Source organism: Pseudomonas sp. S3E17, from assembly GCF_024168685.1.
GTDB classification, from domain to species: Bacteria; Pseudomonadota; Gammaproteobacteria; order Pseudomonadales; family Pseudomonadaceae; genus Aquipseudomonas; species Aquipseudomonas marginalis.
The window spans coordinates 1457084-1481756 of sequence record NZ_JALJWE010000001.1; the positions used below are offsets into that span (position 1 = coordinate 1457084).

Sequence of the window (24673 nt, forward strand, 5' to 3'; positions counted from 1 at the left end):
AATTTGAATGAAAGCAGTCGTCTACGAAGCCTTTTCCAAACCGCCGCGCCTGATGAACGTGGCCGATCCATCCCCGGAACGTCATGGCGTGGTAATCCAGGTGCTTGGCACCGGGGTGTGCCGCAGCGACTGGCATGGCTGGAAAGGTCATGACCCCGACATTGAACTGCCCCATGTACCGGGTCATGAGCTGGCGGGCATCGTGGCCGAGGTGGGCCACGACGTCACGCGGTGGAAGGTCGGCGACCGCGTGACCGTGCCGTTCGTGGGTGGCTGTGGTGCCTGTGCGCAGTGCAACAGCGGCAATCAGCAGGTGTGCCACACGCAATTCCAGCCGGGCTTCACTCATTGGGGCTCTTTTGCCGAGTACGTCGGCATCCACCAGGCCGATCTGAACCTGGTCGCGCTGCCTGAGAGCATGGACTTCGCTACCGCCGCAAGCCTGGGTTGTCGCTTCGCCACCTCATTCCGTGCAGTCGTCGACCAAGGCAATGTCAGCGCCGGTCAGTGGGTCGCGGTTCACGGCTGCGGAGGTGTCGGCCTGTCTGCGGTGATGATTGCCCAGGCCATTGGTGCGAACGTGATCGCCATCGATATTTCCCAGGAAAAACTCGACCTGGCACGCGCCCTCGGCGCTTTCGCCACCATCAATGCCCAGTGCGTCGCGGACGTCACCGAAGCCGTGCTGGAAATCACCCAGGGCGGTGCCCACGTCTCGCTGGACGCGTTGGGCCACCCAACCACCTGTTTCAACTCCATCAACAACCTGCGCCGTCGCGGCAAGCACGTCCAGGTCGGGCTGATGCTCGCTGATCACGCCACGCCGGCCATCCCCATGGGCAAGGTTATCGCCCATGAACTTGAGATCTACGGTAGCCACGGCATGCAGGCGCATCGCTATGGCGCCATGATCGAGATGATCACCTCAGGCAAGCTGGCGCCTGAAAAACTCGTGGGTAAAACCATCAGCCTGGAACAGTCCATCGACGCGCTGACGAACATGGACCGGTTCGAGACGGCAGGGGTAACCGTCATAACCGAGTTTTAACCCATGACGCGACGCTGAGCCGCATTGAGCAATAGTTTAGAAATCTCTGAACTATCTATTTGCACTTCCCTATTCTTTCCACCAACCGCCCCTCCCTACTATTGGCGGCAACAAAGGAGCCTTTCCACAGAGATGCGGCCCGAAGATTGCCTTTTCTGATTGTCACTGCCGTTTTTTGTGCGTTTCGGTCCGCGCCGAAACGCCGCTGTGTCAATCAAGCGAAGGCACCTTTGGAGCAGATCGATGAAGTTGGAAGTATTCCGAACGTTATGGGGCTACACCGCGAGCAAGGCACAAGCGCTCGAAGAGTTGCTTGAAGCCGGGTTCGATGGCATGGAAGCCCGCCTGCCCATGACCGCCAGCGAACGCGCCGAGTTCGCAGCCTTTCTACGCGCCAACCATGTCAGCTATATCAGTACCGTCTTCAGCGCCTACGATGTTCTGCCGGAACAATCGGCGAGCGTCGACGAACACCTGCTGGACCTCGATAAAAAATTCGCTTGGGCGGCTGAGTTGTCACCGCGCTTCATCAACCTGCTGGCTGGCAACGACCGCTGGCCACTGGCACAGCAAGTCGACTTCTTTGGCCGCGCGATGGACGTCGCGCGCAAGCACGGCCAGGTGTGCGCCTTTGAAACCCATCGTGCGCGCTCGTTGTTCAACCCCTGGGTCACCCTCGAGCTGATTCGCCAACTGCCGGACCTGCGCTTCACCAGCGACATCAGTCATTGGGTCGTCACCTGCGAGCGTCTGCTCAACGATCCGGAAGATGACCTCAGCGCTTTCGTCGAGCGCGTTCACCACATTCAAGCCCGGGTCGGTTATGACCAGGGGCCCCAGGTTCCCCACCCCGCCGCCCCCGAGTACGCCCACGCGCTGGCCTTCCATCAGCAGCATTGGGAGGCCATCTGGCGATCCCAGGAAAGTCGCGGCTATCAGGTCAGCACGCTGACGCCGGAGTTCGGTGCCGACGGCTACCTGCATCACCTGCCCTTCACCAATGTGCCGGTAGCCGACCTGTGGTCGCTGAACGTATGGATGGCAAATACCGAGCGCGAGCATTTCCGGCGTTTCAGCGGTGCCTCAACCCGATAAGGAGCGTTACTTCATGCCAGACCAAACGCCAAAGGCCGCCAACTTCAATCGCATTCCGCTGGTGGACATCGCCGGGCTGTACAGCAACGACATCGCACAGCGCCAGGCAGTGGCCGAAGAACTCGGTAACGCCGCCCGCGCAGTGGGTTTTCTGTACATCAAGAACCACGGCATCGAGTCGTCGCTGATCGACGGCTTGCGTCACGCGGCGAAGGACCTGTTTGCGCAATCCCTTGCGTACAAGATGCAGCATTACATCGGCACCTCCCGCAGCCACAAGGGGTTTGTGCCTGAAGGCGAAGAGGTCTATGCCAAAGGCAAACCGGACCACAAGGAGGCGTTCGATATCGGTTTTGAAGTGGGCGAAGACGACCCGCTGGTCAGGGCCGGAACCCCCTTGATCGGGGCCAATGAATGGCCGGACCTGCCGGGTTTCCGTCCCGCCGTCGAAGCGTACTACGCTGCGGTGTTTGCGCTGGGGCGTCGCCTGTTCAAGGGCTTCGCGCTCGCATTGGGCCTTGAAGAGGACTATTTCGAGGCAATGGTTACCCGCCCACCGTCGAAACTGCGCCTGATTCACTACCCCTTTGACCTGGCCGCCCAAGACGCACCCGGCATTGGTGCGCATACCGACTACGAGTGCTTCACCATTTTGCTTGCCGACAAGCCAGGCCTCGAGGTGATGAACGATCAGGGCCAATGGATTGATGCGCCGCCCGTGGACGGGGCCTTTGTGGTCAACATCGGCGACATGCTGGAGGTCATGACCGCGGGTACGTTCGTCGCTACGGCTCACCGAGTGCGAACCGTCAGCGAAGAGCGCTACGCCTTCCCACTCTTCTACGCGTGCGACTTCCATACGCAGATCAAGCCACTGCCACAGTTTCTTGAAGGCGCTAAGGATTACGAGGAAATCACCATCGGTGAGCACATGTTCGGCCAAGCGTTGCAGACCTATCAGTACCTGCGCCGCAAAGTCGAACGGGGCGAACTCAAGCTGTACGAGAAAGCGCGCAAGCCATCGAGTTTCGGTCACTTGAAGAGCCAGGCGCAGGACGCGTCCTGATGCAACCCTCAGCCTGGTCACACCGCCCTGTTTAACCACCCGCCCAGCCCTACTTTACCGACGTGGAGTCATCGATGATGCGCAATCCAATCAATCATGCTGTCCGCTTGACCCTGCTGGCCGTCGCACTCCTTGGTGCGGCCGGCGCCCATGCAGCAACGACGGTGACACCCGGCGTACTCAAGGTCGGCATGGAAATCACCTATCCGCCCTTCGAGTCATACGACGAACATAAAAACGTCGTCGGTTCCGACCCCGAGCTGGCGCACCTGCTCGCCAAGCACCTGGACCTCAAGGCCGACTTCGTTGACACCAAGTTTTCCAACCTGATCCTCAGCCTGAACGCCGGCCACTACGACGCGATCATCTCCGGCATGTACATCACGCCCCAGCGGCAGACGCAAGCGCAAACCATCCCCTACGCCAAGACCGGCGCAGCGATCATGGTGCTGAAGGACAGCCCGCTGAAACCGAAAGTACCGGAAGACCTCTGCGGCCTGAAAGTCGGCCTGGAAAAAGGCACCACGTGGGTGACGCAGTTCAACACGCTCTCGACCGACTACTGCGCCCCGAATAACAAGGGCGCGATTATGGTCAGCGAGTTCCCGTCCGCACCGGAGGTAACCCAGGCGCTGCTCTCCGGCAATGTGCAGGCTCAGGTGGAGATCGACGGCGCCGCCGGCATGATCGCAGAACGCACCAAGGGCCGCGTCGTGGTGAGCACCGAGCACTCGATCTACCAGCAGACGCTGGGTATTTACGTCAAGAAAGGCAACGACGCGCTCTATCAGGCACTGCTCAAGGCCTTTGAGGCGAGCAAGGCCTCCGGTGAATACACCGCCCTGTTGAAGAAATACAACCTCGAAGAACCGACTAACTGACCCGGTGCAGCCCTGTGGGAACGCAGCCGCTCCCACAGTCGGCGGCTTTCGCTTGACTGCCCGGCCCAGGTAAAGCCTGTGTCGACGCCAGCAGTTGGAGAGACACATGCAATTTGAATGGCCTTACTTTTTTTCTCTGTTTTCGCTCTCGGACTTCTGGAAAGCCTGTATTACGGTGGTGGAGCTCAGCACGCTGGCCTGGTTCATCGGCATGCTGCTGGGTTTCCTGCTGGCTTCGGCCAAGCTTTCGGCCGCGCGTTGGATCAGCGTGCCGGCGTCGATTTATATCTGGTTCTTTCGCAGCGTGCCGCTGCTGGTACTCGTGGTGTTCGTCTATAACCTGCCGCAGATGTTCCCGGTCACCCGTGGCGTCCTGTCCAACCCGTTCTATTCCGGCCTGTTGGCCCTGGTGGTCACCGAAGCGGCCTATATGGCGGAAATCCACCGTGGTGGCTTGATATCCGTGGCCAAAGGTCAAAAAGAGGCCGGCCGCGCGCTGGGCATCGGCCTGATCGGTTTGCAGCGCCTGATCGTGATCCCCCAGGCGTTCCGCATTTCCCTGCCGACGCTGATCAACGAATACATCACCGTGGTGAAACTGACCTCGCTGGTCTCGGTGATTTCCTTGACCGAACTGTTGACCGTGGGCCAGCGCCTTTACGCGCAAAACTTCCTGGTGATGGAAACCCTGTCGGCTGTGGCGGTGTATTACGTGCTGATCGTGACCGTGCTCGGCTGGCTGTTTCATTGGCTGGAACAACACCTGGAACTCAACAACCGCACACCCCGGACGCTGGATGACACCAGCATGGGGCGCCTACGCTCCTCACAACCCGCCCCTACTTCGGCAAGCGCTCGGAAAGCCTCCGGGCCTGGCTCGGCACCCGCCCTGCAACTGGTCGACATTCACAAGCGCTACGGCCAGCACGCTGTGCTCAAGGGCATCAACCTTGATGTAAATGTGGGTCAGGTGATTTCCATCATCGGCCCATCGGGCTCGGGGAAAACCTCGCTGATTCGCACCGTCAACGCCCTGGAAAGCATCGACCAGGGCGAGATCATTCTGTTCGGCGAAAGCTATATCCACGCCGGTGACAACACCAACACGCAACAAGTACGCCGTGGGGTACAGCACATCGGCATGGTGTTCCAGGGCTTCAACCTGTTTCCCCATCGCACCATTCTCGACAACGTCACCCTCGCGCCGCGCTATCACGGCCGCGACAAGCTCATCAGCGAGCAGCGCGCCTACGCCCTGCTGGACAAGGTCGGACTGCTGGCTCACGCGCACAAGTATCCGCATCAGTTGTCTGGGGGGCAGCAACAACGCGTGGCAATCGCCCGCGCATTGGCCATGGATCCACATATCATGCTGTTTGATGAGCCGACGTCAGCCCTTGACCCGGAACTGGTAGGCGACGTGCTCAAGGTCATCGGCGACCTGGCCAAAGAAGGCATGACCATGCTGATAGTGACCCACGAGATGGACTTCGCCCTGTCCATTTCCGACCGGGTGATTTTCATGGAGGACGGCCTGGTTGCGCTGGATGCGGCGCCTGGGATGATTCGTGCCGATCAGTGCGGCGAGAGAATCAAGGCGTTCATGCGGGTTTGAACCCGGCGTGAGTGGCGCCTGAAATTCGAAACGCAAGCGTCGCTGATCAGCGCCACTCAACGTACCCTCAGCGCCTGGCCTTGAGCCGGACACTGGCAAAGGTCGACTCCCCTCGCGCCTGCTCCAGGGCACTCATTGGCATCGTCACCGGTACGGCACGAATCGTCGGTTTCAACATGACGGCTCGCTCGCCTGCCGTCACCAGGCGCTCGTCACTGGGCGGCACGCCAAAGTACTCGCGGTAGCATTTGGAGAAGTGCGGCGTGGACACAAACCCGCAGAGCAAGGCCAGCTCCACGATGGAAATGGGGGTTTGCTTGAGCAACTGACGCGCGCGGATCAGCCGCAACCGCAGGTAGTAGCGCGAGGGCGAACAGTGCAGGTACTTCTGGAACATGCGCTCAAGCTGCCGGCGTGACAGGGCCACATACTCGGCCAATTCATCCAGGTCGATCGGTTCTTCCAGGTTGGCCTCCATCAGCGCGACGATTTCCTGCAGCTTCGGTTGCTGGGTGCCGAGCATATGCTTGAGCGGCACGCGCTGATGATCCTGCTCGTTGCGCATGCGCTCGTACACGAACATGTCCGAAATCGCCGCCGACAACTCATGCCCATGCTCACGCCCGATCAGGTGCAGCATCATGTCCATGGGCGCGGTGCCGCCCGAGCTGGTCAGGCGATCGCGGTCGAGGGTGAACACGCTGGCGCTGAGGCTCACCCGTGGAAAGGCTTCCTGCATGGCCGCCAGCCACTCCCAATGCACGCTGCATTCAAACCCGTCGAGCAGCCCCGCACGGGCCAATACCCAACTGCCGGTACAAATACCACCCAGGCGCTTGGAATAACGCGCCTGGGTCCGCAGCCACTTCATCAGTTCGTCGCTCAGGGTATGTTGAATACCCGTGCCGCCGCACACCACGACGATATCCGCAGAGGGCGCAGCGGCTATGGAACAGTCCGGCGTGATGGGCATGCCGTCGCTGGCCCACACAGGATGACCGTCGACACTGGCGGTGTGCCAACGATAAAGCTCCTGGCCTGCCAGTTGGTTGGCCATGCGCAGCGGCTCTACCGCCGACGCCAACGAGATCAGGGTGAACTGATCCAGCAGCACGAATACCAAACAGGTGACCGGCCGGGGGTTCATGGGCGCGAAGCCAGGGGGATCGATTTTTGGGTGCGGTCCGGCTGCCGCGCCGTGATCACGCCGACCAGGGAAATCAGCAAGGCCAGGCCGATGGTCGACGACACCTCGAAGCGGTGCTCAGGCGTCAGCAGCATCACCGCCAATGCGCAACAGATGAAGACGATAACCACCCAGGTCAGCCAGGGAAACAGCCACATCTTGAACGTCAGGGTGACATTGCGGCGTTGCAGGACCTTGCGCATGCGCAGTTGCGACACGGCGATCACCAGGTACACCAGCAAGGCGATGGCACCCGAGCTGGCCAGCAGAAACTGGAACAATCCGGCGGGCATGAAGTAACTGAGCAAGGTCACGCCAGCCCCGAGGATCGTGCTGGCGATCACGGCGGCCCTCGGCACACTCGCGGCGGAGGTCTTTTTCATCAGCGTGGGCGCATCCCCGCGCTTGCCCAGGGAGTACAGCATGCGTGAAGCAATGTAGATGGACGAGTTCATGCAGCTCGCCACGGCAATCAACACCACCACGTCCACCAGTAACTTGGCGTGGGGAATGTTCATCAGCTCCAGGGCGCGCTGATAAGAACCTACCGACGCCAACAGCGGGTCATTCCACGGCACCACGGAAATCACCACGAAGATCGACAACACGTAGAACACGCCGATGCGCCACATCACCGAGCGCGTGGCCCGGGCGATATTCTGCGCCGGGTTATTGGACTCGGCAGCCGCGATGGTGACGGCTTCCGTGCCAATAAAGCTGAACATGATGGTGATGAATGCCCCGACCACCGCCGACAGGCCGTTAGGCGCGAAACCGCCGTGTTCTTCCATCAGGCGACTCAAGCCGCTGGCCTCCCGCTCGGGAATCCAGCCCATCAGCACCGCGCCTCCCAGACCGATGAAGCCGATGATCGCCACCACCTTGGCCATGGCAAACCAGAACTCGAATTCGCCGTACTTGGAAACGCTGAACAAATTGGTGACCACCAACAAAAAGATCGACAACAAGGCGAACAGCCAAGCGTCGATCTGCGGGAACCACTGGTTGAGGATATGCCCGGCGGCCAGGGCCTCGATGGGAATCACCAGCACCCAGAACCACCAGTACAGCCAGCCGATCGTAAACCCGGCCCAGCGGCCGATGGCCTGGTCGGCGTAGGTCGAGAATGAGCCGGTGTCGGGGTTGGCCACCGCCATCTCCCCCAGCATGCGCATGACCAGCACCACCAACAGGCCGGAAAACAGATACGCCAGCATCACCGCTGGGCCTGCCGCCGCAATGGCGTGCCCGGAGCCGACAAACAGCCCCGCGCCGATAATGCCTGCAATGGAGAGCATGGTGACATGACGCGGCTTGAAGCCCTGCGCCAGCTGGCCGTTGGAATCCTTGGAAATCAGGCTATTCATCGTTGTTTTTTATTCTCTGTGATCGACGTTAAGACGTACTGACTGGAAGGTCAGGCGATCATCATTTCTTAATGACGGGTCACAGTACGCGGCCTGCGTGCCGCAAAAATAGCCTCATAGCGGCACGCCGGTGCCTGATATCGACATTGGCGGGCGGCCGCCGCTCATTGCCTCGGCGGGTCAAGGTTCGCCAGAAAGCCTGCAATCAGCGCGTTGAACACCGCGCCCTGATCGTCGTGCACATAGTGGCTCGCGTCGGCGACCTCCACCGTCCGTACATGGGGGTTGCTGGCCCTCATCGCCTGCAGCGTCGCCGGCGGCAGGAAGTCCGAGCGACCACCGCGAATGAACAGGCTGGGGCAATCCAGCGCACGCACCGCTGGCCACAGGTCCGTCGGCTCGATACTCAGGCGGGCCTGGGCAATCCCCTGCTGATCATGGCGCCAGCCAATCACACCGTCGCGCTCCTGCATCGAATGCGCCAGCCTCGACGCCAGGCCCTGCTCCGACAACCCTGGGCGCGAAGCCCTCCAGAACGCGCGGGCCGCGTCCCAATTGTCGAACTGCAACGGCGTCTGGCCCATCTCGCGGCGGATACGTGCGGCGCCATCGCCCTGGGTTGAAGAGCCGGGGCCGATGTCCTCGATCAGCAACCCCAGCAAGCCTCCCGGATGTTGCCGCGCATACTCGAGGGCGTTGGCGCCGCCCAATGAATGCCCGAGCAGGACAAAACGCTGCAGGCCGATATGGGCGATCAGATCCTCAAGGTCCTCGACATAGGATTGGGTGTGATACGTGGAGGGCTCGGCCCAGTCGCTCAACCCACGACCACGCTGGTCGAGGGCATAGATGCAGTAGCCCTCCCCCAGGGCTTGCACCAGAGACTCCCAGGTCTGGGCATAGGCGCGCAGGCCGTGCAACAGCACCAGGGGCACGCCACTCGATACGCCCCAGCGCAAATAGTGCAGGCGCAGGCCCGAACGGTTGGTGAAGAAACAGCTGTCTGCAGGCATGGGCTTGCTCCTTTAGAAACGGTCGAAGCGATAAGGGCTTGGGTCAATGATCGGCGCATGCCCACTGACCAGGTCCGCGGCGAGATGACCCGCCGCCGGCGATGTACCGAAGCCGTGCCCCGAGAAACCGGTGGCCACGGTCAGCCCCGGAATCTGCGCGACCGGGCCGATGACCGGGTTGGAATCGGGTGTCACGTCGATAGTGCCGGCCCAGGCCTGGGCGATCCGTGCCTGTTCAAACACCGGCCAGGCCGCCATCAGGTTGTTCATCGCGTCGTTATTGAGCTGCGGGTTGGCCGCGGGATCCTGCACCCTGACGCGCTCGAACGGGCTGACGCTGTCGGCGCGCCAACGCCGCGCCAGGGCCAGGTCATTGATGAACGGCTTGCCCAGCGACACGTTCAGCACACTGCGTTGCGCACGGAACTGCGGCATGTATTGCTTGGCGAGCAGCAGATGGTCGAGGGTCAGGAACGCATCCAACTTGCCCCGTTGGGTAATGATGAAACCGCCGTCCTGGTGCTTGCGAAACGAAAAGTCCGGCGCGCCGACCGCGATCTGCGTCGGCCCCTCCATGGGGTGGGTACGCAGCACCGAGCAGGTCAGGGGCAAGGTCGGCAACGCCACACCGAGGTTGCCCAGAAAGCGCCTCGACCACATGCCCCCCGCCAGCAGCACATGATCACAACGGATTTCGCCCTTTTCCGTGACCACACCGCTGACCGTGCCGCCGGACATCTGCAGCGTACGCACCGCGCACTGCTCGATGATCACCACGCCCCTGTCCATGGCGGCCCTGGCAATCGCGCTGCTGGCCAGCGTCGGTTCGGCACGCGCATCGGAAGGGGTAAAGATGCCGCCGGCCCAGTCACCCGTGCCGCCTGGCACCAGCGCGTCGATCTCACGCTTGCTGAGCAGGCGTGAATCCAGCGACAAATGCTCCACCGACGTGAGCCAGCCCTCGTGCATTGCCATTTGCGCCGGGGTGCGCCCGACAAACATGATGCCTTCCTGGCGATACCCCACATCCGCCCCTACCCGCTCGGGCATCTGCGCCCACAAGCGGTCGGCGGCCAGGGCCAGCGGGATGTCGGCCGCGTGGCGGCTGGTCTTGCGCACCCAGCCCAGGTTGCGGGACGACTGTTCGGCGGCGATCCGGCCTTTTTCCAGGACCACCACGGCGATATTGCGCTCAGCCAAGGTCAGCGCAGCCGTGAGGCCGATGATCCCGCCGCCAATGATGACGACGGCGGTCGCGCTGGGAAACACGGTGGAGGTTGTCACGGGCGCTATTGTCGGTGCCATGGTCAGGACTCGGTAAACGAATAAGGGCGGCCAGGCCTGTGCATGGCCGCGTGACGATTATTGCGACAGGCGAATGAGATCGACCTGCGCCTTCGACGCGTTGCGATACGCCGTCACTTCCAGCTCTACCTTGTAGACCGTCGAGCCCAGTGGCGGGCAGGTCACGGTGCTGGCCGGGTCGACGCCGCGAAACTTCTCGCCGATCAGGCCCATCACCGCCGGCACGTCCTTGGGGTCCTGGATGAACACCCGCGAACACACCACGTCGGCCAGGCTCGAATCGACAGCCTTGAGGGCCGATTCGATGTTGGCGAACACCTGGTGCGCCTGTTCCAGGACATCCTCCGGGATCAGCTTGGTCTGGGGGTTGCGGCCGGCGGTGTTGGACACGTAGATCCAGTTGTCCACGCACACCAGCCGCGAATAGCTGGCCTGGTCTTCGAACGGTGAACCGGTCTTGAGCTTGGTGATTTTTGTCATGTCGAATGCCTCGTCAAAGTGAATGAAGCTACGGCTCAGCGCAGCTCCGGGGTTTCCCACAGGTTCAAGGTCACGCCGATGCCGTGCTTGACGGCGTTGCGGTACACCACCGTGCCCCAGGCCACGTCTTCGACGGGCATGCCGCCCACCGACATGATGATGATTTCCTCATCGTTCCTGCGGCCAGGCGCGGCCCCGGCGATGATCTTGCCGATGTCTTCGACGTCATCGAGCTGCATCTTGCCTTCGGCAATCATGTCCATGAAGCGCACGCCAATGACCGGCACGTTGTGATGCGCAGGCTTGGGCAATTCCTCGAACCAGGCCTGGTACAGACCGGTGTTGTCGAGCACCCTGCGTACGTCGGGCTGCTCCATTCCCGCGTCGAGGGAGCAAGACGCCGGCATCGCGAGGAAGGCACCTGGCTTGACCCACTCACGCCGCACAATTGGGTAGATCGAGGGGTCGCCCGTGGCACCGGAGCTACAATAAGTAACAAGGTCGGAGTCGCGGACCACCGCTTCGAGGGTGTCGACCACGTCTATCGTGGTGATCTGCGGATACGTCTGTTCCACCCACGCAATAAAGTTGTCGAGGCTCTGCTGGCCACGGCCCTTGAGCTTCAGGGTGTCGATATGCGGGCACACCGCGATGAAGGCCGCCAGGGTGGTCTTGCCCATCACGCCCGGGCCAAGCAGGCCGACGACTTTCGAGTCCTTGCGCGCCAGGTGGCGTGCGCCCACGCCGGGGATCGCACCGGTGCGGTACGCCGACAGCAGGTTGGCCGACATATGGGCCAACGGCGCGCCGGTGTCGGGGTCGTTCAGGGTGAACATCAGGATCGAACGCGGCAGGCCTTTTTCGCGGTTGGCGATATTGGAGCCGTACCATTTCACCCCGGCGGTGCAGAAACTGCCGCCCAGGTAGGCCGGCATGGCCATCATGCGCCGATCCGCCGTGGGCTTGGGCATGTTCGGGAACGGCGAATCCTGCGGGAAAATCACCATCGCGCCATGGGAATCATTGTTCGGGCCGGCCATGCGGTAGTCACCGGCATACAGCAGGCCGAACATTTCCTCCATGGTGTTCACGCAGGCCAGCATGTCGGTCACACCCGCGCGGATCATGTCCTGCTCGGAGAGGTAGATAAAATCGATTTTTGTAGTTGCAGACATAGTCATTCTCGGGCTGAAGGTGATATCGCTGCGGTAGGCGCAGCTCCACGCTGTCGAGATCGAGTATCGGGCGGGGGATGGCGGCGGTATTGTAAATTTCGGACATGCCGTTCAGTCGGGCATGACGATAGTTGGCGCGATTAATGCGTTAATTTTTCCCTGGCGCTGCCTGCCCAAGGAACAACCATGATCAAACCGAGTGTGCCGACTCCCCGGCTCCACACCGCGAACGAACAACCCTGGTTCGTGCTCAACTCTTCACGCTATTCAGTGATGCCGTCCGCGCACCCGGCAATCTCGCATTTCTATGCCTTCGATGTGGCGCAATCGACCAACCTGCTGGCCGTGCCGGATGGCTGCGTGGATATCCTGTTCGACTGTGATGCGACGCGACCGACTGCGCGCATCTGCGGCACCCCGCTGGTGGCCCAGGCGGTCGAGCTGCACCAGCACCACCACTATTTCGGCGTGCGCTTTTCGCCGGGTGTGATCCCCGGCTTCGTCAATGTACTGGCCGAAGAGTTGACCGAGCGGGAGCTCGATCTGCTGGAAGTCTCCGAGTTTGCCCAACGCCTCTTCGAAAGCATCGTCCAGGCACCGCTGCTGGGCGACCAGATGCGGCTGTTCAACGACTACCTGACCCCGCGCCTGATGGGCAAGACGTCGCGACTCACCGCCATGATCATCCAGCAGGCGCTGCACCATCGCGGCGATATCCGCATCCAGCAACTCGAAGACCTCAGCGGCTACACCAGCCGGACCCTGCACCGCCAGTTCAACCAGGACACCGGCATGTCACCCAAGGCGTTTTGCCGGATCATCCGCTGCCAGGCGGCCCTGGACACCCTCAATACCCAGCACGATGTATCGTTTTCGCAGTTGGCCCTCGACCTGGGGTTTTCCGACCAATCCCACTTCCTGCGCGACTTCAAGAAACTAGTCAGCACCACCCCCTGCGACTACCAGCGCACCATGACGCAAAACGCCTACACCGACAGGATCAGCTACGCCTGATCACGCTGTTTGCGAATAAACCCGCGTCTCCATCGTTTCTCCATAAAACCTCCCATGAAAGCGCATGCTCGTGGTGCACAGTAGCCTTCGTCGCCCCATGGTAATTCGCCATACTGCGATGACCGAACAGCACGACCGAGCCGACCATGACTGAATCACACCCTGTATCGACACCGACGGACCTCGCGTCCCCACGCCAGGCGTTGGTACTGATCGCCGAAGACGAGCCGGAAATCGCCGACATCCTCGCGGCCTATCTCAAGCGCAGCGGCTTCCAGACCGCCCATGCCCTGGATGGGCGCCGTGCCCTTGAACTGCATCAATCCCTCAAGCCCGACCTAGTGCTGCTGGACGTGCTGATGCCGAAGCTGGATGGCTGGATGGTCCTGGCCGAGATCCGCCACCGGGGCACCACACCGGTGATCATGCTGACCGCCCAGGACCAGGACATGGACAAACTCATGGGCCTGCGCATCGGTGCCGACGACTACATCGTCAAGCCGTTCAACCCCGCCGAGGTCGTCGCCAGGACCCAGGCGGTGCTGCGTCGCTCCCTCGATCATGGCTACGGCGCCCGCCAGCGCGTGCTGCGGGTGAATGCCTTTGAAATCGATATCGACAGCCATGAAGTCAGCGTGCAGATCGGTGCCCACACGCACAGGCTCAACCTGACGGTGACCGAGTTCAGATTGTTGGCGCAACTGGCCAAGGCCCCCAAGCGCGTATTCAGTCGCGCCGAGTTACTGGCCCTGTGTTCGCCCGAGAGCGACAGCCTGGAGCGCACCGTCGACAGCCATATCAGCAAGTTGCGGCGCAAAATCGAAGACCTCGGCCTCCAGGGCGTACCGGCCAGCATCCGTGGGGTCGGCTACCGGTTCGGGAGCCAGCCATGAAGACCGCCAACAGTTTGAGCCGGCAGATCATCGTGTCGATGTCCGCCGTGGTGCTCTGCGTGATTGCCCTGGCCGTGGTCGGCTCCTACGTGTTTTACGCGTTGCTCTGGACGTTCTGGCCGCCGTCGGATCTGGACGTGGACGAATGGCTGCCCACCGGCATGGAGTGGGCCTGGATGGCGCTGATCACCTGCATCAGCCTGGCGGTGGGCGCCGTGGTGGCGATTAAACTGTCCCGGCGCATTCTGATGCCCTTGAACTCGGTCGCGGCCAGCCTTCGCCGCCTCGCCGATGGTGACCTCGATGCCCGGGCGACGGCGTCCGACCGCTCACTGGCAGAGGCCACCTTGCTGGTGGATGACTTCAACAGCATGGCCCAACGCTTGAAACGTATGGCGCAAGAGCAGTCGTTCTGGAACGCCGCAATTGCACATGAACTGCGCACCCCGCTGACCATCCTGCGCGGCCGCCTGCAAGGGTTGGCGGAAGGCGTATTCACCCCGGACCAGGCACAGTTCTACAGCCTGCTGAGCCAGGTGGAAGGCCTGACGCGCCTGATCGAGGACCTGCGGGTCGTAGGCCTGGCGGACAACGGCTACCTCGAAGTGCAGATCCAGAGTGCCGACCTGGCCGAGGAGATCAAGGCCGACGCCTGCCTGTTCGAACCGGGCCTGCAGGCCTGCGGGTTCGTGCTGCACCTCGACCTGCTCGAACGGCCTGTGCAGTGTGATCCGGCGCGGATTCGCCAAGCCTTGCTGGCCATGCTCGACAACCTGAAACGCCATGCAACCCCCGGCAACGTCACGGTGCGCCTGGGCAACCAGGATGGCCTGAATACCTTGAGTGTCGCGGACGAAGGCCCGGGGATCGCAGAAGCGTTTGCAACGCACATCTTTGAGCCGTTCCAGCGCGGCGAAAGCTCACGCTCCCGCGCCCAGGGCGGCAGCGGCCTGGGGCTCGCCGTCGTACGCGCGATTGCCCTGTCCCATGGAGGTCGCGCGACCTGCCGGAACCTCGACAACGGCGGCACCTTATTCGAGCTGAGCTGGCCCGACCAGTTGGTCGCCATCTAACCCCAACCGCCCCCAGGTGAAGGCATGCGCCTCTGTATTTTCAGGGTCAATCGGTACCGCCACTTTGCCTTGCTCGACGCACAAGGACGTTGCATTGCTTTCAAGAGCTGCGAAGGGATTCCACAGAACGGCGAATGGGTGCAAGTCAACGAAGTCAACCTGGCCTGGTTGAATCGCGCGCTGCCTGCGCGCGCCATGACCAGGCTACACACCCGCCTCTTGTAGTCAGCCTGGAATTGCCTGTATGCCTTTCAACTATCGTGATCGAAACGTGATTGACGTGGCGCTGCTTGAAGACTCGGTACGGCTCTATGGCGCCAAGCTCAAGCGGTTGCAGCGCTTCTGGATTCCCCTGCAGAAACAGGCGCCACGCCTGGTGTTGTCACTGTGGGTCCTTGGGGTTGTCGCATCGCTGTTCAGCCAGTCCTATTACCACTGGTTATTTACCGCGCCGGCGATTTGCCTGCTGATCACCCTGGAAATCGTGATCGAAGAAGTGCAGATCGACTTGTTACTGATGACCGAGGAAACGCGCTATCTGCTCGACATCACCCGCGGTCTTTATACCGGGACCCTGAGTTCCCGCCCTCCTACTTTGCGTAAACCAGGTGGCCCATGCCCTCCGTCACACCTCCACTACTGATCGAGCAGAGCCGCAAAATCGGTCAACAATCCGCCAGCCAGACACTCAAGGCGATCGCCAAGGCCTACCCCGGCAAATTGTCCGGCACCCTGTCGCTGGTGGCGCTGGAAAACGCGCTGCTGCTTGCCTACCCGTTGTTTGCGGGGTTTGCCGTCGACGCGATTATCCGTGGCGACACCGGCAATGCCCTGCTCTACGCCGCCGTGGTCCTCGGTTTCTGGGTGGTGGGCGCCGCCCGACGGGCCCTGGACACCCGCACCTTTACGCGTATCTACGCCGACCTTGCCGTGCCGGTGATTCTTAACCAGCGCCTGCAACGCCACAGCACCTCAACGTCCGCCGCGCGGGTGGTGCTGGCACGGGAGTTCGTCGATTTCTTCGAAAAACACGTGCCCACCATTGCGACGGCGCTGGTCTCGATCATCGGCGCGGCGGCCATGTTGCTGGTGATCGAACCCTGGGTCGGCCTGGCGTGCCTGGTGGCGCTGGGCCTGTGCCTGGTGGTGGTGCCTGGCTTTGCACGGCGCAACCAGCGCTTGCATGAGCGGCTGAACAACCGCCTGGAAAAGGAAATCAGCCTGGTGGAAAAGGTCGGCGCCCCCACGCTGCGCCGCCACTATCAGGTGCTGTCGCGGCTGCGTATCGGGCTGTCGGACCGTGAGGCGGTTGCCTTCCTCACCATCGGCATCCTTGCGGCCCTGCTGTTCGTGGTCGCCATCAGCCAGTTGGCGCTGGCGCCCGCGGTGAAGGCCGGCCATATCTATGCGGTGATGACGTACCTGTGGACGTTCGTCAGTTGCCTGGATGAAGCCCCCAGCGTGGTCGACCAATTGGCCCGGCTTAAGGACATCGGCAAACGCGTGGACCCGGGACTGGATGACACGCCAGCCTGACCCCTCGTCTATTCAGCCGACCGCCCGCCGGGTGTGCGAAGGCGACTCGCCAAACAACTCGCGGTAATGGGCGGCAAAGTGGCTCAGGTGGAAAAAGCCCATCGCCACCGCCACATCACCGACGTTCTGGCTGCAGGCCGGCGTTGCGATCAGGCGTCGACGCACCGCATTCAGGCGCAGGTTGCGCAGGTACTCGACCGGGCGCATGCCGGTCACCGCCTGGAAACTGTTCTGCAGGGTGCGCCGGCTGACCCGCAGGTGTTCGCACAGGTCGAGGATGCTCAGCGGGGTATCGCCGCTGGCATCGATCAACTCCTGGCAACGCTTGACCAGGTACGCACTCACGGCGAAATTTCTGCGGCGGCAGCGCACCTCATCGGTGGCATTGCTGAACAGGTCGAGAAAGGCGCCAAGCAGCTCGTCTTCGAGCATCTTTTCGGCGCAGGCACTGATAGGGTCCGTCTGTTGCAATAGGTGACGAAACAGCGGGTAGATACGCTGGCGTATCCGCAACAGTAACGCGTCATCCACGCAAATCTGGGAACGGGTGGTGACGCGCTTGAGTTGGTCGCTGGACAATTCGAAAGCGGCGAGTTTGGCAAAACGTACGGTGTCGACGTTAAGCGCGAAGAAATGCGTGCCTTCGGGCGCATGCAGCACAAACTCCTCGCCATCGCGCAACAGCACCACGTTGTGCGCGCCCACCTGCTGCCCCTGTACCACCGGTGCACTGCCCAACGACATGGCCACGCACAGTCGTCCTTTAGGCGCAAAGCCACGCTGCACCACGCGCTTGTCCAACACTTCCTGGAAGATCTGAAAGCGCTCGGCAGACAATTGGCGCAGCCCACTGGTCAGGCAGCCACGCCCCAGTTGGTCATACACTTGCCGCCAGCCCTGGATGGAGCCGGCGTGCAATTGAGGGTCATTGAAGGTTCGAACTTCAGCAAGCATGGTCGTCGTTCCTCGGGGGCCCCGTTGTCGTCTCGGCCTGAAGGGGACTGGAGTCATCCTTGACGGCAGCTAGGGCTCACACTGCGGCAGTGTCCGCAGTGAAAAGCAAAGCCAGTTCCGTGCCAAACATCTGCAGGCGGTAGGTGCAGGGCTGGATATTCATCGGCGCCAACAGCGCGCCAGACAGCACCACCTGCCCGGCCTCCACCGGTTGACCATCGGCCAGCAGCCGGCGTATCAGCCAGCACAGATTGGCCAGCGGTGGATCTTCCCGGCCCTGGGTCTCCCCTTCGCCGCAGATCGCGCCTGCGCATTCCAGGCGGAACGCCACGTTGGCATGTTCAACAGGGTCGAAAACGGTTCTGGGTCCCAGGCAATACAAGCCCGCTGCCGCGTTGTCGGCCAGAAAGGCCCCTACCCCGAACTTCCACTCCTGCCAACGGCAGTCGGCAATCTCGAACGCGGGTGCCACCTCGGCAATTGCGGCCAGGATCTCCTCATCGCTGTAGTCACCTGGCGTCAGGCTGCGACCCAGCACAATCGCCACTTCGACTTCCAGCTTGGGCTGGATCAACCGTGAAAGCGCCACCGCCGTGTTCGACGGCACGCGCATCGCGTCGGTCAGGCCGCCATACACCGGTTCGTCAATGCCGAAGCGCCGTTGCGCGGTGCTGCCAGCGAAGGCGATTTTCCAACCGCTGAACTGTTCGCCCGCCGCCAGGCGCGCATCCAGTGCCTGGCGTTGCAGGGCGTAGCCGCCGCGCAGGTCCAACGCCTCGGGGGCCAGTGGCGCAATCGCTTGCACCGCACGCGTGGCCTGGTCTAACTGGCTCAATACGCCCGTATCGATGCTCATGACAGTTGCCCCGCTAACTTGCGTAATACCGCGTCAAGCCGTTCCGGCGTGGTGATGGCGGCAACAAACCGGTCAGGACGCACCACAACGACGCAGTCACGCACCCTGGAGAACCATTCGCCGAGGCGGTTATCCACGTCCTCCACGCTGATGGCGTCCGTGGCCGTCAAGGGCTGGTGGCGGCCCAGGCCGCTGCGCGAGCGATTGACCTGGATAAAACGCGTGTCCCAGCGCGCCCAGAACCTTGCCATGTCTTCGCTCAGTGGCTCACGGGGATTGACCCGGTAACCCAGCACCGCATAGGAATTGCCCAGCACGTCATCCAGACGCCGACGCTGGCCCTGGGCGTCTTCGATAAACGGCTGCACAAACAGCTGGCCCACCAGGTCGTCTTCACGCAGTTCGGCACGTTCGTGATAGACCAGCCCTTTGGTGAGGGTGGCCTTGGGTTTGAACTTGAACTCCAGCAGGTGCGAACGCAGGTTATCGACGCTGTTCACCGCCTGGAACAACCAGTCGCGCACGCCGGCCATCAACGGGTTGGTCAGCCCCAGTACCGTGCCCATATTGTCGGCCAGGGCGACCAGTTCGGTGGCGTGTCCGCGACGTTCCTGGTCGTAGCTGGCAAGGATCCCATGGGCCGCACGCCCCTGGATGATCGCCGCCAGTTTCCAGGCCACGTTGGCCACGTCGCGCAACCCGGAATTAAGGCCCTGCCCGGCCCAGGGTGGCGATATATGCGCGGCATCGCCGACCAGTGCCACACGCCCCTGGACAAACCGAGCCGCCACGCGCGAATGGTGGGTGTAGGCGCGGATACGGATGATATTCAGCGCGTCCACGGCGTCGCCGATATGCCCCCGGATCAGGTCGCGGATGGTGTTCTCGTCACACATCTTCGCCTCGTCCTCGCCCTCCATCAGCATGAATTCCCAGCGCCGCTGCTGGTACGGCAGGTAGATGCACACGAAGGGCCGCTGCGGGTCGGCGTGCAGGGCGGTGTACGGCGCATCCAGGGTGTCATTGGCGGTATCGACCACGACCCATTTGCGCGCATGGGTCAGCCCCAGCAGTTCGACGCCCAGCTTTTTGCGTACGGTGGAGCGCCCGCCGTCGGCGCCGATCACGTAATCGGCGCGCAGCTGATAGACCTCGCCCTGGGCATCGCGCACCTGCAGGGTCACGCCCTCCCCATCCTGTTCCAGCTCCAGCATTTCATGGCCCTGGCGCAACACCACAGTGCTGCGCTGCCCCAGGGTTTCGCGCAGCGTGCCTTCGAGCAACTGCTGCATGAAAATGTTGCGCATCGGCCAGCCGTACTGCGCGGCACTTGGCTTGACCTCGGCAAAACACACGCCCCGCGCGTTGTAATAACGCAGCGGCACATCGCAGATCATGTCACGCACTGCCAATTCGGCGATGCCGATCGCCTGCAACACGCGCAGCGCTTCATCATCCATGCCCACCGCGCGTGGGTAAGGCAGTATGCAGTCGGCAAGCTCAAGGACGACGCAGTCGATACCGTACATTCCCATATAGTGCGCGGCCGTGATCCCATTGGGCCCGCCCCCGACAATCACAACCTGGGTCTTCTCCTGCTTCATCGCTGTTCACCGCTTTCTTGTTGTGGTTTTAAACCGGCGTTGCCAAGGCCCGCACGCGTGTCATCAGTGCAGCCCGTCAACGCCCTGGATGTCTTCGGCACGCAGGCCACCCAGCCGTGCGTGCAGGCGCCCGCGCGTGGCGAAGGCCCAGATCACGATGACTTCGTCCGGCGCGGGGCCGTCGCCGAACATCAGCGACATGCTGTCGTAGTGGGAACGTACGTAGAGCGCATCCTTGTGCGCCAGGGGGACGTCAATGGTCGATCCCGGACCGCCGCGCTTGCCGGTGGAAGGCACCCACGACTTGCCACCGCCCAGCGCGACGCGAATCGGGTCGGCGGCCGGATTGGTCAGGAACGCGTTGCCGTGCTCGTATTCGCCCGCGCTGCCCACCAGGATCGCCTTACCATAGCTGACAATCTCATGGGCACCGGCCAGTGCCTGTATGCGCCGGCCGAACTCTTCGCCCAACAGCGGCGAAGGGTCGACCAGTTCGGCGAGCGACTCGCTGTAGCGACCGGCATAGGGGTTGGCGATCACGGCGGCGATCGCGTACTTGAACAGGGGCTCGCCATCGGCCAGCTGGCCGGTTTCGTTGGCCAGGGTTTCTTCGACAAAGCTGTACCATTTGCGGATGTGATACGTAGCAAAATTCGCGGTTTTCATCAGGGTTGCCTCAAAGTGGGTCGAGTGGATCGAGGTTGAAATGTCGGCTCGGCGCGCCGGCGGCCTTGAACCGGGCCTTGCCGCGCGCATCGTCGTGTTCGGTCTCGAGGAAGAACTCCATGCGATTGCCGTCGGGGTCGTTGAAATACACGCCATGGCCGATCTCGTGATCGGTGATCTTCACCACCTCGACGCCCTTGCCCAGCAACATGCCGTAGAGCTGGCGCAGGGTGGTCATGTCCCCGGCGATTTCCAGGCCGTAGTGCTGCAGGCCCAACCCGCCTTGATGGGCGCCGGGGTCGGCGCGAATCAGGGCGATGTCGTGGTGCTTGCCGCCAAATGCCATCATGACCCAGCTCTCGCCCCGGGCACTTTCGTGCATGCCCAGGATGTCGGCGTACCAGCGTGCCGACACGTCAGGGTCACTGACCCACAGCGATAAGTGAGTCCGCAGGATCTCGATCTTCATGGCGCTATCCCTCAGTGCTTTTTGACGATGGATTGATGCCCGGACTTGATCTGCACAACCGCAGGCGTCCAGAGCACATCAGCGATCTCGCTGAATTCCCGCCAATGCTTCTGCCAGCCGTCACCGCCATTGTCGGAGGTGAACAAATGCCCGTACTTGGTGCCCGCCACGATCTGTCGCGGGTTGGCCGGGTTGAAGGCAATCGCCCAGACACAGGAGTTGGGCTGCTGTGGCAGCGGCAGCACGTTCCAAGTGAGTGCGGCATCACGGGACACCAGGATCTTGCTGGTGGTGCCGGGGGTGCCATCGGAAATACTCAGGTACAGCTCGTTCTGCGTACCCAACGGCGCGTTCATGGCGCGTATGTAGTACAGGCCGAAGGCTTCGCGACCGATGATGCCGGTCCAGGTCAGCCCCTCGTCCAGGCTGCGGTACACCGCATTGACGCAGACCACCACGATGACTTTCTCGCCGTGGTTGGGCAGTACCAGGATGTTGTGGACGTCGGAGTTGTAGTCCCACAGCAGCCGGTCGTCGACGCGGGTCCAACTGTCGCCGCCGTCGCGGGAATGGAACAGCCCGCCCTCCTCCAGGCCGAACCACAACTGGTTGCGGTCAGTGGGGTCATAGGCGAAGGCCAGCAGGCGTGGGCGGCTGACGCCATCGCAGAACTCGGGGATTTCCACCGGGGCGCGATCCCAGCTCAGGCCGCCGTCCAGGGTGCGCCACAACACGGCACGCGAAGGCGCGCCGGTGCCGACGAAAATTCGTTGTGCATCCTGCGGGTCAACCGCAACTTTCCACACGGTCTGCCCGTTGAAAGGCGAATCGATGCGCTGCCAATGCCCACCGGTATCGTGGCTCACACACAAGCCCACATCGGTACCGGCATAGATCCGCTCGGGCGTGTCGGGGTGCAGGCTCAAGGATCGGGTGATCGCATCGAACTCCAGGTCCTGCCCCAGGCCCAGGCGATGCCAGGTACGGCCATCGTCGGCACTGCGGATCACCGCTTGCCCGACGGTGGCGACCAAAAGGGTTCCATTACTCATCTGTGATACTCCTCAGATATAGATGCCACGGGTCAAACCGCCGTCGATGCCGATGGATTCACCGGTCACCGCAGCCGCTTTCGGCGACGCCAGGAAGCCGATCAACCAGCCCATTTCAATCGGTGCGAGGGTGCGGCGAATCGGCGTCGCGTCGATGTAGGCCTGCTCGACCTGCTCGGCGGTCTTGCCCTGCTTGACCGCTTCGCGCTCGTACAGCTCCTGGATATGCGGGGTGTCGACGACGCCAGGGTGAATCAGGTTGACCGTGATCCCCGACGGGCCGAGCTGGTCGGACAGGGTCTTGGTCATGTGCGCGATCGCCAGGTTGCGCATGCCCGAGAGCACTTTGCTGCTGCGCCCGGTGAGGCCGCCGATGTTGATGATGCGTCCGAAGCCGCCCGCCTTCATGTGCGGGGTCACGGCCTTGGCGCAGCGGAAATAGCCGATCACCTTGGTGTTGAGGTCCGACAGCAACTCATCGTCGCCGGCGTGTTCGATGTCATTGCGCACCACACCCGATGGCGCCGCGGCACCGTTGACCAGGATGTCGATACGGCCGAAATGCTTGTGCGCCGCCTCGACCATCTCCGAGACAGCCTTCATGTCATTGGTGTCACAGAACAGCGGCAGCACTTCATTGCCGGTCTGTGCGGTGATCTCTTCGGCCGCCAGCTGCAGGAACGCCATGCGCCGCGCGCAGATCACCACCTTGCAGCCTTCCTCGGAGAGAAAACGTGCGACTTCCTTGCCGATGCCCATACCGCCACCGGTGACAATGGCCACGCGGCCTTTCAATTCCAGATCCATAGCAATTACCTCGTGTGATTATTCAATTCAGGCCAGATCGACAAACACGCTTTTGGTCTCGGTGTAGGCATCGATCACGTTCTTGCCCATTTCCCGGCCCCAGCCGGATTGTTTGTAGCCACCGAACGGTGAAGAGGGATCGACCACGTTCCAACAGTTGATCCAGACCGAGCCGGCCTTGAGCTGTGCCGCCACGCGGTGCGCCGAGCGCAGGTCGCGGGTCCACAGGCCGGCGGCGAGGCCATATGGCGAATCGTTGGCACGCAGCACCAGGTCGTCGATGTCGGTCCAGCTCATGACGGTCAGTACCGGGCCGAAGATTTCTTCGCGGGCCACGCAGGCGCGCTCGGCACGGTCGAGGAACACGCTCGGTTGAATGAAGTGCCCATGCTCCAGGTGCTGGGGACGGCCGCCGCCGCAGATCAGTTCGGCACCCTCCTCCCGGCCGCGCTGCAGGTAACCCTTGACGGTGTTCAACTGCCGCGCGGACACCAGCGGGCCCATGCTGCTGGCGGGGTCCAGGCCATTGCCCAGTACATGGGCGGCGGCATGGCGCTGGAGTTCTTCGAGTACCTGGTCGAGCACGCTGGCATGCACATACAGGCGCGAGCCGGCCGTACATACCTGGCCCTGGTTATAGAAAATCCCATCGGCGGCGCCCTTGGCGGCGCGCACAATGTCGGCGTCGGGCAGGATGATGTTCGGCGACTTGCCGCCCAGTTCCAGCGAGACCTTTTTCATGTTGCCGGTGGCCGCCTGGGCGATCAGCCGCCCAACCTGGGTCGAGCCGGTAAAGGCGATCTTGTCCACGTCGGGGTGCTGTGCCAGCGGTGCACCCGTGTCGGCACCCAGGCCGGTGATCAGGTTGACGACGCCGGCGGGGAAACCTGCGGCCTCGATCAGTTGCACCAGGCGGATCGCGACCAGCGGGGTCTGCTCGGCGGGCTTGAGCACCGCCACGCAACCGGTGGCCAACGCCGGGCCGAGCTTCCACACGCACATGGTCAACGGGAAGTTCCACGGCACGATCAGCGCGCAGACCCCCACCGGTTCGCGCAACGTGTAGTTGAGCATCGGCGCGCCGCTGGCCGGGGATACGGGCAGCGTGCTGCCTTCGATCTTGGTGGGCCAGCCGGCGAAGTAGCGAATGATGTTTGCCGCGCTGGCCGCTTCACCGCGCGCGTTGGCGATAGGCTTGCCGTTCTCCAGGGTGATCAGTTGCGCCAGCTCCTCGCGGTGCTGGTCCAACAGATCGGCCAGGCGAAACAGCAACAGGCCGCGCTGCGCCGGTGACTGCAAGGCCCAGTGGCCGGTAAAGGCTGCGCGGGCGGCCGCGACGGCCGCATTCACATCGCGTTCATCGCCCTGGGCGACTTCGGCCAGGGTCAGTTCGGTGGCCGGGTTTTCCACGGCAAAGCGACGACCGCCGGCGGCGTCCTGCCAGGTGCCGCCGATGAACAGGCGACCGGGCTGCGCCAGGAATGCCTGGACGGCAGGTAATAATTCGGGCTGATGCAT

Annotated in this window: 25 protein-coding genes; 11 read left to right on the forward strand and 14 right to left on the reverse strand. The window is 62.4% G+C overall.

The genetic code is table 11. The features are described 5' to 3' along the window. The first annotated feature begins 7 nt into the window (after positions 1–7). The 5 genes from J3D60_RS06165 (at position 8) to J3D60_RS06185 (ending at position 5705) form a co-directional block, all read left to right on the forward strand. Complete coding sequence (locus tag J3D60_RS06165) at positions 8–1048, forward strand: zinc-dependent alcohol dehydrogenase family protein (RefSeq protein WP_253490447.1); 1041 nt, start codon at positions 8–10, stop codon at positions 1046–1048. Between the two features lie 243 nt (positions 1049–1291). Further along, on the forward strand, positions 1292–2143 hold the full coding sequence (locus J3D60_RS06170) for a sugar phosphate isomerase/epimerase (protein ID WP_253490449.1): 852 nt from the start codon (positions 1292–1294) through the stop codon (positions 2141–2143). A 13-nt stretch (positions 2144–2156) separates the two neighbouring features. Next, the gene (locus J3D60_RS06175) at positions 2157–3209 is read left to right on the forward strand and encodes an isopenicillin N synthase family oxygenase (RefSeq protein WP_253490451.1); all 1053 of its coding nucleotides are present in this window, start codon (positions 2157–2159) and stop codon (positions 3207–3209) included. A 77-nt stretch (positions 3210–3286) separates the two neighbouring features. Further along, a complete protein-coding gene (locus J3D60_RS06180) occupies positions 3287–4090 on the forward strand; it encodes an ABC transporter substrate-binding protein (RefSeq protein WP_253493970.1) in 804 nt (267 codons plus the stop codon). 106 nt (positions 4091–4196) lie between these two features. Continuing rightward, a complete protein-coding gene (locus J3D60_RS06185) occupies positions 4197–5705 on the forward strand; it encodes an amino acid ABC transporter permease/ATP-binding protein (protein WP_253490452.1) in 1509 nt (502 codons plus the stop codon). Between the two features lie 67 nt (positions 5706–5772). Here the strand turns inward: J3D60_RS06185 and J3D60_RS06190 are convergent, their stop codons facing one another. The 6 genes from J3D60_RS06190 to J3D60_RS06215 all read right to left on the reverse strand — a co-directional run bounded on the left by J3D60_RS06190 (position 5773) and on the right by J3D60_RS06215 (position 12231). Further along, positions 5773–6852 carry a GlxA family transcriptional regulator gene (locus J3D60_RS06190; protein ID WP_253490453.1) on the reverse strand — a complete coding sequence of 360 codons (1080 nt, stop codon included), beginning with the start codon at positions 6850–6852 and terminating at the stop codon, positions 5773–5775. Continuing rightward, positions 6849–8258: a GABA permease gene (gene gabP / locus J3D60_RS06195; protein ID WP_065941630.1), complete on the reverse strand. Its 1410-nt coding sequence runs from the start codon at positions 8256–8258 to the stop codon at positions 6849–6851. The genes J3D60_RS06190 and gabP overlap by 4 nt, the downstream gene beginning before the upstream one ends. A gap of 164 nt (positions 8259–8422) precedes the next feature. Beyond that, the gene (locus J3D60_RS06200; RefSeq protein WP_253490454.1) at positions 8423–9271 is read right to left on the reverse strand and encodes an alpha/beta fold hydrolase; all 849 of its coding nucleotides are present in this window, start codon (positions 9269–9271) and stop codon (positions 8423–8425) included. A gap of 12 nt (positions 9272–9283) precedes the next feature. Further along, on the reverse strand, positions 9284–10576 hold the full coding sequence (locus tag J3D60_RS06205) for an FAD-binding oxidoreductase (protein ID WP_253490455.1): 1293 nt from the start codon (positions 10574–10576) through the stop codon (positions 9284–9286). 57 nt (positions 10577–10633) lie between these two features. Continuing rightward, positions 10634–11056: a RidA family protein gene (locus tag J3D60_RS06210; RefSeq protein WP_027606668.1), complete on the reverse strand. Its 423-nt coding sequence runs from the start codon at positions 11054–11056 to the stop codon at positions 10634–10636. A 35-nt stretch (positions 11057–11091) separates the two neighbouring features. Further along, positions 11092–12231: a tyramine oxidase subunit B gene (locus J3D60_RS06215; RefSeq protein WP_253490456.1), complete on the reverse strand. Its 1140-nt coding sequence runs from the start codon at positions 12229–12231 to the stop codon at positions 11092–11094. 186 nt (positions 12232–12417) lie between these two features. Between J3D60_RS06215 and J3D60_RS06220 the strand changes: the two genes are divergently transcribed. The 6 genes from J3D60_RS06220 (at position 12418) to J3D60_RS06245 (ending at position 16747) form a co-directional block, all read left to right on the forward strand. After that, entirely contained in the window at positions 12418–13245 is an 828-nt protein-coding gene (locus J3D60_RS06220) for an AraC family transcriptional regulator (RefSeq protein ID WP_065941634.1), read from the forward strand. 146 nt (positions 13246–13391) lie between these two features. Further along, on the forward strand, positions 13392–14138 hold the full coding sequence (locus J3D60_RS06225; protein WP_253490457.1) for a response regulator: 747 nt from the start codon (positions 13392–13394) through the stop codon (positions 14136–14138). Continuing rightward, positions 14135–15211, forward strand: a complete 1077-nt coding sequence (locus tag J3D60_RS06230) for an ATP-binding protein (protein ID WP_065927442.1) — start codon at positions 14135–14137, stop codon at positions 15209–15211. The genes J3D60_RS06225 and J3D60_RS06230 overlap by 4 nt, the downstream gene beginning before the upstream one ends. Before the next feature lie 24 nt (positions 15212–15235). After that, the gene (locus J3D60_RS06235; protein ID WP_253490458.1) at positions 15236–15436 is read left to right on the forward strand and encodes a hypothetical protein; all 201 of its coding nucleotides are present in this window, start codon (positions 15236–15238) and stop codon (positions 15434–15436) included. Positions 15437–15455: 19 nt separating this feature from the next. Then, on the forward strand, positions 15456–15854 hold the full coding sequence (locus J3D60_RS06240) for a hypothetical protein (protein WP_065941637.1): 399 nt from the start codon (positions 15456–15458) through the stop codon (positions 15852–15854). Continuing rightward, positions 15827–16747, forward strand: a complete 921-nt coding sequence (locus tag J3D60_RS06245) for an ABC transporter six-transmembrane domain-containing protein (RefSeq protein WP_065941638.1) — start codon at positions 15827–15829, stop codon at positions 16745–16747. The genes J3D60_RS06240 and J3D60_RS06245 overlap by 28 nt, the downstream gene beginning before the upstream one ends. A gap of 12 nt (positions 16748–16759) precedes the next feature. On the opposite strand, the gene J3D60_RS06250 is transcribed toward J3D60_RS06245, so the two are convergent. From J3D60_RS06250 to J3D60_RS06285, 8 genes are all read right to left on the reverse strand, one after another. Next, complete coding sequence (locus J3D60_RS06250) at positions 16760–17701, reverse strand: helix-turn-helix domain-containing protein (RefSeq protein WP_253490460.1); 942 nt, start codon at positions 17699–17701, stop codon at positions 16760–16762. 76 nt (positions 17702–17777) lie between these two features. Next, complete coding sequence (locus J3D60_RS06255) at positions 17778–18557, reverse strand: 2-keto-4-pentenoate hydratase (protein ID WP_253490462.1); 780 nt, start codon at positions 18555–18557, stop codon at positions 17778–17780. Beyond that, positions 18554–20161, reverse strand: coding sequence for a bifunctional 3-(3-hydroxy-phenyl)propionate/3-hydroxycinnamic acid hydroxylase (locus tag J3D60_RS06260; RefSeq protein WP_065941641.1), 1608 nt, complete (start codon positions 20159–20161; stop codon positions 18554–18556). The genes J3D60_RS06255 and J3D60_RS06260 overlap by 4 nt, the downstream gene beginning before the upstream one ends. 63 nt (positions 20162–20224) lie before the next feature. Continuing rightward, positions 20225–20827 (reverse strand): amino acid synthesis family protein, encoded by a 603-nt coding sequence (locus tag J3D60_RS06265; RefSeq protein WP_027606677.1) that lies wholly within the window; start codon positions 20825–20827, stop codon positions 20225–20227. A 10-nt stretch (positions 20828–20837) separates the two neighbouring features. After that, positions 20838–21296 carry a VOC family protein gene (locus tag J3D60_RS06270; RefSeq protein ID WP_012724261.1) on the reverse strand — a complete coding sequence of 153 codons (459 nt, stop codon included), beginning with the start codon at positions 21294–21296 and terminating at the stop codon, positions 20838–20840. 11 nt (positions 21297–21307) lie between these two features. Continuing rightward, positions 21308–22348, reverse strand: coding sequence for a YCF48-related protein (locus J3D60_RS06275; RefSeq protein ID WP_253490464.1), 1041 nt, complete (start codon positions 22346–22348; stop codon positions 21308–21310). A gap of 12 nt (positions 22349–22360) precedes the next feature. After that, the gene (locus tag J3D60_RS06280) at positions 22361–23155 is read right to left on the reverse strand and encodes an SDR family NAD(P)-dependent oxidoreductase (protein WP_053129953.1); all 795 of its coding nucleotides are present in this window, start codon (positions 23153–23155) and stop codon (positions 22361–22363) included. A gap of 27 nt (positions 23156–23182) precedes the next feature. Then, the gene (locus tag J3D60_RS06285) at positions 23183–24673 is read right to left on the reverse strand and encodes an aldehyde dehydrogenase family protein (protein ID WP_253490466.1); all 1491 of its coding nucleotides are present in this window, start codon (positions 24671–24673) and stop codon (positions 23183–23185) included.

Excerpts from the sequence above, each read along its gene's own strand:
- J3D60_RS06205 (WP_253490455.1), bottom strand. The coding sequence starts at position 10,576 with ATGGCACCGACAATAGCGCCCGTGACAACCTCCACCGTGTTTCCCAGC.
- J3D60_RS06265 (WP_027606677.1), bottom strand. The coding sequence starts at position 20,827 with ATGAAAACCGCGAATTTTGCTACGTATCACATCCGCAAATGGTACAGC.
- J3D60_RS06225 (WP_253490457.1), top strand. The coding sequence starts at position 13,392 with ATGACTGAATCACACCCTGTATCGACACCGACGGACCTCGCGTCCCCA.
- J3D60_RS06285 (WP_253490466.1), bottom strand. The coding sequence starts at position 24,673 with ATGCATCAGCCCGAATTATTACCTGCCGTCCAGGCATTCCTGGCGCAG.
- J3D60_RS06280 (WP_053129953.1), bottom strand. The coding sequence starts at position 23,155 with ATGGATCTGGAATTGAAAGGCCGCGTGGCCATTGTCACCGGTGGCGGT.
- J3D60_RS06180 (WP_253493970.1), top strand. The coding sequence starts at position 3,287 with ATGCGCAATCCAATCAATCATGCTGTCCGCTTGACCCTGCTGGCCGTC.
- J3D60_RS06210 (WP_027606668.1), bottom strand. The coding sequence starts at position 11,056 with ATGACAAAAATCACCAAGCTCAAGACCGGTTCACCGTTCGAAGACCAG.
- J3D60_RS06230 (WP_065927442.1), top strand. The coding sequence starts at position 14,135 with ATGAAGACCGCCAACAGTTTGAGCCGGCAGATCATCGTGTCGATGTCC.
- J3D60_RS06170 (WP_253490449.1), top strand. The coding sequence starts at position 1,292 with ATGAAGTTGGAAGTATTCCGAACGTTATGGGGCTACACCGCGAGCAAG.
- J3D60_RS06250 (WP_253490460.1), bottom strand. The coding sequence starts at position 17,701 with ATGCTTGCTGAAGTTCGAACCTTCAATGACCCTCAATTGCACGCCGGC.
- J3D60_RS06235 (WP_253490458.1), top strand. The coding sequence starts at position 15,236 with ATGCGCCTCTGTATTTTCAGGGTCAATCGGTACCGCCACTTTGCCTTG.
- J3D60_RS06260 (WP_065941641.1), bottom strand. The coding sequence starts at position 20,161 with ATGAAGCAGGAGAAGACCCAGGTTGTGATTGTCGGGGGCGGGCCCAAT.
- J3D60_RS06240 (WP_065941637.1), top strand. The coding sequence starts at position 15,456 with ATGCCTTTCAACTATCGTGATCGAAACGTGATTGACGTGGCGCTGCTT.
- J3D60_RS06255 (WP_253490462.1), bottom strand. The coding sequence starts at position 18,557 with ATGAGCATCGATACGGGCGTATTGAGCCAGTTAGACCAGGCCACGCGT.
- gabP (WP_065941630.1), bottom strand. The coding sequence starts at position 8,258 with ATGAATAGCCTGATTTCCAAGGATTCCAACGGCCAGCTGGCGCAGGGC.
- J3D60_RS06185 (WP_253490452.1), top strand. The coding sequence starts at position 4,197 with ATGCAATTTGAATGGCCTTACTTTTTTTCTCTGTTTTCGCTCTCGGAC.
- J3D60_RS06245 (WP_065941638.1), top strand. The coding sequence starts at position 15,827 with ATGCCCTCCGTCACACCTCCACTACTGATCGAGCAGAGCCGCAAAATC.
- J3D60_RS06275 (WP_253490464.1), bottom strand. The coding sequence starts at position 22,348 with ATGAGTAATGGAACCCTTTTGGTCGCCACCGTCGGGCAAGCGGTGATC.
- J3D60_RS06200 (WP_253490454.1), bottom strand. The coding sequence starts at position 9,271 with ATGCCTGCAGACAGCTGTTTCTTCACCAACCGTTCGGGCCTGCGCCTG.
- J3D60_RS06190 (WP_253490453.1), bottom strand. The coding sequence starts at position 6,852 with ATGAACCCCCGGCCGGTCACCTGTTTGGTATTCGTGCTGCTGGATCAG.
- J3D60_RS06220 (WP_065941634.1), top strand. The coding sequence starts at position 12,418 with ATGATCAAACCGAGTGTGCCGACTCCCCGGCTCCACACCGCGAACGAA.
- J3D60_RS06270 (WP_012724261.1), bottom strand. The coding sequence starts at position 21,296 with ATGAAGATCGAGATCCTGCGGACTCACTTATCGCTGTGGGTCAGTGAC.
- J3D60_RS06165 (WP_253490447.1), top strand. The coding sequence starts at position 8 with ATGAAAGCAGTCGTCTACGAAGCCTTTTCCAAACCGCCGCGCCTGATG.
- J3D60_RS06175 (WP_253490451.1), top strand. The coding sequence starts at position 2,157 with ATGCCAGACCAAACGCCAAAGGCCGCCAACTTCAATCGCATTCCGCTG.
- J3D60_RS06215 (WP_253490456.1), bottom strand. The coding sequence starts at position 12,231 with ATGTCTGCAACTACAAAAATCGATTTTATCTACCTCTCCGAGCAGGAC.